Source organism: Saccharomonospora iraqiensis subsp. iraqiensis (assembly GCF_000430445.1).
GTDB lineage: Bacteria > Actinomycetota > Actinomycetes > Mycobacteriales > Pseudonocardiaceae > Saccharomonospora > Saccharomonospora iraqiensis.
This window is the reverse complement of sequence record NZ_KE387066.1, coordinates 5009-12817: the sequence shown is the minus strand read 5'-3', so window position 1 is coordinate 12817 and position 7809 is coordinate 5009. Positions and strand designations below refer to the sequence as shown.

At 73.4% G+C, this 7809-nt stretch carries 8 protein-coding genes; all 8 read right to left on the bottom strand.

The genetic code is table 11. The features are described 5' to 3' along the window. Positions 1-11 precede the first annotated feature (11 nt). A complete protein-coding gene (locus tag ACTIR_RS22020) occupies positions 12-344 on the bottom strand; it encodes a hypothetical protein (protein ID WP_026453630.1) in 333 nt (110 codons plus the stop codon). After that, entirely contained in the window at positions 341-718 is a 378-nt protein-coding gene (locus ACTIR_RS0106340) for a DUF3093 family protein (RefSeq protein WP_026453629.1), read from the bottom strand. The genes ACTIR_RS22020 and ACTIR_RS0106340 overlap by 4 nt, the downstream gene beginning before the upstream one ends. A 107-nt stretch (positions 719-825) precedes the next feature. Further along, positions 826-1341, bottom strand: a complete 516-nt coding sequence (locus ACTIR_RS0106335; protein WP_026453628.1) for a hypothetical protein — start codon at positions 1339-1341, stop codon at positions 826-828. An 11-nt stretch (positions 1342-1352) separates the two neighbouring features. Continuing rightward, on the bottom strand, positions 1353-2324 hold the full coding sequence (hemB, locus tag ACTIR_RS0106330) for a porphobilinogen synthase (protein ID WP_084789339.1): 972 nt from the start codon (positions 2322-2324) through the stop codon (positions 1353-1355). Between the two features lie 156 nt (positions 2325-2480). After that, positions 2481-4016: a bifunctional uroporphyrinogen-III C-methyltransferase/uroporphyrinogen-III synthase gene (locus ACTIR_RS0106325; RefSeq protein WP_026453626.1), complete on the bottom strand. Its 1536-nt coding sequence runs from the start codon at positions 4014-4016 to the stop codon at positions 2481-2483. Between the two features lie 201 nt (positions 4017-4217). Next, positions 4218-5159, bottom strand: coding sequence for a hydroxymethylbilane synthase (gene hemC / locus ACTIR_RS0106320; RefSeq protein WP_034238680.1), 942 nt, complete (start codon positions 5157-5159; stop codon positions 4218-4220). After that, positions 5152-6501, bottom strand: coding sequence for a glutamyl-tRNA reductase (locus ACTIR_RS0106315; RefSeq protein WP_026453624.1), 1350 nt, complete (start codon positions 6499-6501; stop codon positions 5152-5154). Before ACTIR_RS0106315 ends, hemC begins: the two co-directional genes overlap by 8 nt. Then, the gene (locus ACTIR_RS0106310) at positions 6498-7346 is read right to left on the bottom strand and encodes a redox-sensing transcriptional repressor Rex (RefSeq protein ID WP_026453623.1); all 849 of its coding nucleotides are present in this window, start codon (positions 7344-7346) and stop codon (positions 6498-6500) included. Before ACTIR_RS0106310 ends, ACTIR_RS0106315 begins: the two co-directional genes overlap by 4 nt. Positions 7347-7809 lie beyond the last annotated feature (463 nt).

Genomic DNA, 7809 nt, shown 5'->3' with positions numbered 1-7809 from the left:
GGCGGCGTGGGTCAGCGGTGGGGACCGCCGCGTCGCCGTCGGCGCGTCCGGGTGCCCAGCAGCGTCTGCCTGCCCGCGTCCACGAGGAGCAGCGCGGCGGCGGTGGCCAGGGCGAAGGCGAGACCCACCCAGTTGCCCGCCACGGTGCGGGAGACCAGCTCGGTGCCGTCGTCGAGGTGGAACACGACCGTGCCCCAGGCCCGCGACCAGGCCTGCGGGACCATCCACCCGGCGGCACCGGCCGCGAGCACCTCGAGCACCGCCACGACCAACCGGGCGGGGTGATGCAACCGGGCCGTGGCACGCCCGTGCGACGCGGCGGCGGGTGGGGCGACGTCACTCACGGGGTCGAGTCTGTCACGGCCGTCCGCAGCGCCCGACGCAGTGCGGCACCGTCCCGTGCCCAGGCCCGCACCGTCGTGTCGTCGTCCAGCCGCAGCCGGACCTCCGCGTACCCGCGCGGCACGTCGAAGCCTCCCCCGAGGACGCGGCCCCGCCCGGTGTCCCGCCGGTCGGTGGCGTCGGCACCCTCCGCGTCGACCTCGGTGATCCGGGTGAGGGGGAGCCGCTCGGAGCCCTGGCGGAGGTGGGTGTCGTCGACCGCGACGGCGAGGAAACGGCGGCGGGCCGACACCCACAACCAGGTCAGACCGAGCAGCCCGACCGCGACGACCACCCAGGTCACCGTGTGCGGGCGGAAGCCGTTCCCGATCTCCACGAGCCAGCCCCCGAGCGCGAAGAGCGGCCCCCAGAGCAGGGCGCGGAGGCTCGCGCCCGGCTCGGCGTAGTGCGTCCGGCCGTCGGAGGGCCGGTCCGGCGGCGTGCTCAGTGCAGCGACCTCCCCACCTGCGGGAAGTAGTCGGCCACGCTCGGCAGATGGAGCAGAATGGTCGCGAGCGCGGCGGCGAACGCCGCGCCGATCGCCATCAGCCCGGGCAGCAGCAGCGCGACGAGGAGAAAGACGACGGCGAGCACGGTCAGCACGGTGCGCGCCGAGCGGGTGCCCTGCCGCGCCTTGTACGCGAACAGCCAGGTGAACCCGGCCAGTGCGAGCGCCCCCAGGAGCAGCAGCCACAGGAAGTTGGTCACGCTCGCCTCGGCCTGCTCCCGGGTCAACCCCTCGACGTCCATCTCGAGGAGGGAGTCCACCAGGCTCTCCCGCTGCGGGAACGTGAGGACGACCGCGGCCACCAGCACGAGGCCGGCCAGGACGTAGAGCCAGAATCCGGCCGTCACCGGGCCGGGCACGGCCGCGTCATCCCGCTTCTCGCCGGGCACGGCCGGTTCGGGTGGGAGGCCGCGCTTGCGGCGCTGGTCGTCCGACTCGGGTGGTTCCGTCACGGCGGGAGACTCTAGTCGAGCCAGGCCGCGGCCTCAGCCGCCCAGTAGGTGAGGATCAGGTCGGCCCCCGCCCGCCGGATGGACGTCAGCGTCTCCAGCACGGTGCGCTCGCGGTCGATCCAGCCCTTCTCGGCGGCGGCCTCCACCATGGAGTACTCCCCCGAGATGTTGTACGCCGCGACCGGCACCGGGGAGTTCTCCGCGACCGCACGGACGACGTCGAGGTAGGTCATCGCCGGTTTGATCATCACGGCGTCGGCGCCCTCGGCGACGTCGAGCTCGACCTCGCGCAGTGCCTCCCGGGCGTTGGCCGGGTCCTGCTGGTAGGTGTTGCGGTCGCCCTGCAGCTGCGAGTCCACGGCCTCGCGGAACGGGCCGTAGAAGGCGCTGGCGTACTTGGCGGAGTAGGCGAGGATGCCGACGTCGGTGCGCCCGGCGTCGTCCAGGGCGCGGCGGAGGACGCCGACCTGACCGTCCATCATCCCGCTCGGTCCGAGCATATGGGCGCCCGCCTCGGCCTGCGCGCGGGCCATGTCGGCGTAGCGGTCGAGGGTGGCGTCGTTGTCCACGCCGCCCGCGGCGTCCAGCACGCCGCAGTGCCCGTGGTCGGTGAACTCGTCGAGGCAGGTGTCGGCCATCAGCACCGTGTCGTCGCCGAGTTCGGCCCGCAGATCACGCAGGGCGACGTTGAGGATGCCGTTCTCGTCGGTGGCGCCGGACCCCCGCGCGTCGCGGGTGGCGGGCACGCCGAACAGCATCAGCCCGCCCACCCCGGCGCGCACGGCGTCGACGGCGGCCTTGCGCAGGGACTCCCGCGTGTGCTGCAGGACACCGGGCATGCTGCCGATCGGCCGCGGTGCCTCGGCGCCCTCGGCGACGAACATCGGGAGGATCAGCTGGCGCGGCCGCAGCGTCGTCTCGGACACCAGCCGCCGCACGGCGGCCGTACTCCGCAACCGACGAGGCCGATGCTGGGGAAACACCCCGCCACCCTACCCGCCGGTACCACCCGTGTGCCCGCTCACCGGGCGAGGTTGCCGTGAAGGCCCCCTTGCCTGCGCCAGATGCCGTGAAGGCCCCCTTCGCTGCATTCAACGCAGGGAAGGGGGCCCTCACGGCACGACCCCGGCCCCGTGGGGTCAGGAGGAGCGGCGGGTGCGCTTGGCCTTGCGGGGTGGGGGGAGGGCGCCCTCGGCGCGGAGTTTGGCGGCGTGCTCGGCGAGGGCGTCCACCAGCTCCACGGCGTTCGGCTGCTCCGGGCGCACATCCACCCGCAGGCCGAACTCGGTGGCGGTCTCCGCCGTCTTCGGGCCGATGCAGGCCACCAGCGTGCGCGCGTGCGGCTTGCCCGCGATGCCGACCAGGTTGCGCACCGTGGACGACGACGTGAAGCACACGGCGTCGAACCCGCCGGTCTTGATCATCTCGCGGGTCTCGGCGGGCGGCGGCGCGGCGCGCACCGTGCGGTACGCGGTCACGTCGTCGATCTCCCAGCCGCGCTCCTTCAGGCCCGCCGAGAGCGTCTCGGTGGCGATGTCGGCGCGCGGCAGCAGCACGCGGTCGACGGGGTCGAGCACCTCGTCGTAAGGCGGGAACTCCTCCAGCAGTCCCTCACTGGACTGTTCCCCGGAGGGCACCAGCTCCGGGTAGATGCCGAACGAACGCACCTTCTCCGCGGTGGCCTCGCCCACGCAGGCGATCTTGACGCCGGAGAACGCCCGCGCGTCCAGCCCGAACTCGGCGAACTTCTCCAGCACCGCGCGCACCGCGTTGGTCGAGGTGAACACGATCCACTGGTAGCGCCCGTCGACCAGGCCCTTCACGGCGCGCTCCATCTGGGCGGGGCTGCGCGGCGGCTCCACCGAGATGGTGGGCACCTCGTGCGAGCTCGCGCCGTGGCTGCGCAGCCGCTCGGCCATGTCCCCGGCCTGCTCCTTCGTGCGTGGCACGAGGACCTTCCACCCGTAGAGGGCGCGGGACTCCCACCAGGACAGCTTCTGCCGGTCACCGACGGCCTCGCCGACGGTGACCACCAACGGGCCCGCGACCTCACCGGCGTCCGAGGCCAGCGACGACAGTGTCGTCTCCACGGTGCGCTGGGTGTTGCTGGTGCCGTTCGAGGTGACCGCGACCGGGGTCTGCGCCGACAGGCCGTGCTCGACCAGCGCCGACGCCGCCTCGGCGAGGTGGCTCGACGTCGCGTGCAGCACCACCGGGCCCGGTGTGGCGGCCAGTCCGGCCCAGTCGACCTCGCCGCGCAGGTCCACCTCGGTGTGCTGGCCACCGAGGGCGACACCGGCGTAGGCGGGCACGGCGGCGGCGGGCGAGACCCCGGGGACCACGTCGTACACGGCGTTGGTGCGGGCGACCGCGTGCACCTCGGACACCACCGCGGACTGGGTGAGCGGGTCCCCGGCCGTCAGGCGCAGAACCAGCCTGCCCGCCTCGGCCTCCGAGGTCAGGTCCTTGGCGACGTCCCCGGGCTCACCGACGGCGGGGCGAACCTCGGCCTCCGAGCCGGCGTAGGTGAGCACACCGGAGGGCACGTCCGGGTCGGTCACCACGAGGTCGGCCTTCGCGAGCAGCTCCTGGGCACGGACCGTCAACAGTCCGGCGTCCCCGGGGCCCGAGCCCACGAAGGCGACGCGCCCCGTGGTCTTGCGTGCGGGGGTCATGTACGTCGTCTCTCCTCGTCCGTCCGCCGTCCGTGACGGCTTGGTTCTTCCGCCGTCCGTGACGGCTTGGTTCTTCCGCCGTCCGTGACGGCTTGGTTCTTCCACCGTGCGTGACGGCTCGGTCCTTCCGCCGTCGAAGCGACGGCCTTTCCTCCACCGCCGTCGAGCGGCGGCTCCGATGTCTTCGCGCCGTGTCCGGGCTCAGTGCGACAGTGCGCCCGCGCCGAGGTCGAGCAGCTCCGCGGCCAGCGAGCGCCCGAGCGCGTCCGCGTCGGCGGTCTCCCCGACCGCGGACGCCGAGAGCACCTCCACGGAGTCGCCCTCGCTCTCGGTGGCGGCGATCCCGCGCAGCGAGAGCCGCTCCACGATCGCCCCCGCCTCGTCCAGGTCCTCCACGACGTCGGCCAGCGCGCCCACCGGGGCACTGCACCCGGCCTCCAGCGCGGCCAGCACGGCACGCTCGGCGGTCACGGCGACCCGCGTCCGCTCGTCGTGCACGATCGAGCGGAGCAGGTGCTCGGTGTCCACGTCGTCGACACGGGTCTCGATCGCGAGTGCCCCCTGTGCGGGAGCGGGAACCATCTGGCGCGGATCCAACGTCTCGGTGATCTCGTCGGTCCGGCCGACCCGGGCCAGCCCGGCCCGGGCGAGCACGATCGCGTCGAGCTCTCCCGAGGTCACCTTGCCGATCCGGGTGTCGATGTTGCCCCGGATGGGCACCACGTTCAGCCCGAGTCCGAGCGCCCGCAGCTGCGCCATCCGGCGCGGCGACCCGGTGCCCACGGTCGCCCCGGGCGGCAACTCGCCCAGGGTGTGCCCGTCGCGGGCGATCAGCGCATCCCGCGGGTCCTCCCGCGGCGGGACCGCGGCCAGGGTGAGGCCCTCCTCCGCGGCGGTGGGCAGGTCCTTGTAGGAGTGCACGGCGACGTCGACGTCCCCCTGCAGGAGCGCGTCGCGCAGCGCCGAGGTGAACACCCCCACCCCGATCTCCGCGATCGGGGCGGACGAGCGGTCGCCCGGCGTCGACACGGGCACGATCTCCACGTGCTGTCCCGCATCGGTCAACCGCTGCGCGACCGTGCCCGTCTGCGCCATCGCGAGCTTGCTGCCGCGCGTGCCGATCCGGATAGTCCTGTCAGCCACTCTCGTCACCGTCGATCCGACTCGTCTCGGGGGCCGCGGACGGGGTGGACACCGCCGTCGGCGCCTGCGGATCGAGCCCGAACAGCTCGCGCAGCGCGTTCGCGTAGTCGGTGCCCGCCTTCTGTTCGGCGGCCAGTTGTTTCACGCGCACGGTCGGCGCGTGCAGGAGCTTGTCCACGACCCGCCGCACCGTGCGGCCCACCTCGTCGCGGACGTCGGCGTCGAGGTCGGGGCGGCGGCGGTCGAGCCGCAGCAGCTCGGAGTCGACGACCTCGGCGGCCTGCTTGCGCAGGGCGGTCACCGTCGGGGTGACGGCCGCGCTGCGCTGCCCGGCCAGGTACTCGCGCACCTCGTCGAGCACCAGACCGCCCGCGCGGGCGATCTGCTTCTCCGTGGTCGCCGTCCCCGAGTCGGCCATCCGCTGCCGGATCGTCTCCAGATCCACCAGCGACACCCCGGGGATCTCACCCACCGACGGCTCGACGTCCCGCGGCAGCCCGAGGTCGCAGACCACCAACGGGGTGTCCGCGGCACCGCCGCGGTCGAGGTCGGAGAAGTGCCCCGCGCCGAGGACCGAGTCCTTCGCACCGGTGCAGGAGACCACCACGTCGGCCCGGGCCAGTTCCGTGGTGAGCTCGCCCATCGACACCGCGCGGGCGAGGATGCCCTGCTCGGCGACCGAGTCCGCGAGCCGTTCGGCCTTCTCCACCGTGCGGTTGGCCACCACCAGGTCACCGATGCCGGCCTTGCGCAGCTGCGAGGCCGCCAGCGCCCCCATCGACCCGGCGCCGACGATCAGCGCACGCCTGCCCGCCAGCTCGCCCGCGGTGGCCAGCGCCTCGGACACCACCGAGGCGCCGAGCTGGTCGAGCCCCGTCTCGGTGTGCACGCGCTTGCCGACCCGCAGCGTCGTCTGGATCAGCTCGTGCAGGGTCCGGCCGACCGTGCCCGCCTCGCGCGCGGTGGCGTAGGCGGACCGCACCTGCCCGAGGATCTGGGTCTCACCGACGACCATCGAGTCGAGACCGGAGGCGACCGAGAAGATGTGCTCCACCGCGGCACCGGCGTAGTGCACGTAGAAGGTGTCGTAGAGCTCGCCGGGCTCCATGCCCGCCTGCCGGGCGAGCACGTCGGAGATGTCGGCGAGGCCGCCGTGGAACGTCTCCACGACCGCGTAGACCTCGATGCGGTTGCACGTCGACAGCAGCATGACCTCGGAGACGTCCTCGGCGCGGTGCAGCTCGTCGAGGACCTTGACCACCTCGGCGGCCGGCACGGCGGCGCGTTCCAGCGTCACCAGGTCGGCCGTCCGGTGGGACAACCCGATCGCGAGGACACTCACGACGACATCACCGCACCTCCGAGACCCTCGGCGTCGGCGACCCGGCCCGCACCGGGCCCACCGTCCGCCCTGCGCGCCACGTGGAAGGACAGGATCTGTAACTCCACAGCCAGGTCGACCTTTCGCACCTCGACATGTTCGGGCACCTGCAACACCACGGGGGCGAAGTTGAGAATGCACTGCACCCCGCCCTCCACGAGCCGGTCGCACACCGACTGCGCCGCCGTGGACGGCGTGGCGATCACCCCGATGGAGATGCCCCGCTCGGCACAAACCCGCGGGATCTCCTCCAGCCCGGAGACCGGGAGCCCGCCCACCGGGACCCCGATCAGGTCGGGGTCGACGTCGAACAGTGCCTCCACCGGGAAGCCACGTCCCGGGAAGCCGCCGTAGTTGGCCAGTGCGTGCCCGAGGTTGCCGATGCCCACCACGGCGACCCGGTGCTGCCGGGTGAGCCCCAACGTCCGCTCGATCTGGCCGATGAGCACCTCGACCTCGTAGCCGACGCCGCGCGTGCCGTAGGAGCCGATGTAGGACAGGTCCTTGCGCAGCTTCGCGGAGTTCACCCCGGCCGCGTGGGAGAGCTCCTCGCTGGAGACCGTGGTCGAGCCCTGTTCGGCCAGCGTCGAGAGCACCCGTAGGTACACGGCGAGCCGCGCGACGGCCGCCTCGGGCACCGCCTTGACGGGCAACCCGCCCTCGGCACCCGTGCCCGCCGCGTCGGCGGGGTCGGCGGTCTCCACGGCGGGCATCTCCGCGGTGGGCGCGTTGTCGGCGTCCGGTGCCCGCCGCCCCCGCCCCGAGGCGGACGAGGACCCGTCGCGCCGGCCACGCTGTGCCACCACGCTGGTCTCCTGTCGCCGACGAAGAAATTCACTCTTGACCACACGGGGGCGGGTGGTGTTCGATACCCGACCCCACGCGGCAATGGCACTACGGTAGCCACTTGTGAACGTGGGCACAAAGTAGCTGGTCGCAACCTTGACGCAGGCCACACCGGGGCTTCGCCCGGCCACGGCGAGCCGTCCACCACGGTACCGACCGACGTCGCGGAGCGGCCCGACGAACGACGTGCGCCGGATCGCACTCCGCGCCCCCGGGAACACGCTCTCCGCGTGCGGGGCACATGCACTGCGTGTGACGCGGGGAATGTGCCCCTCACGGGCCCGCGGTGAACGACACCGTGTGCCATCCGGTCGCCCCGTCCGGCAGCACCGGGGCGCGCTCGCCCGTCTGTATCCGGCCCGCCGCGTCCACGGCGCGGCAGGCGATCCGGTGCCGTCCGGGGGCGGCGACCCGGACGTCGGC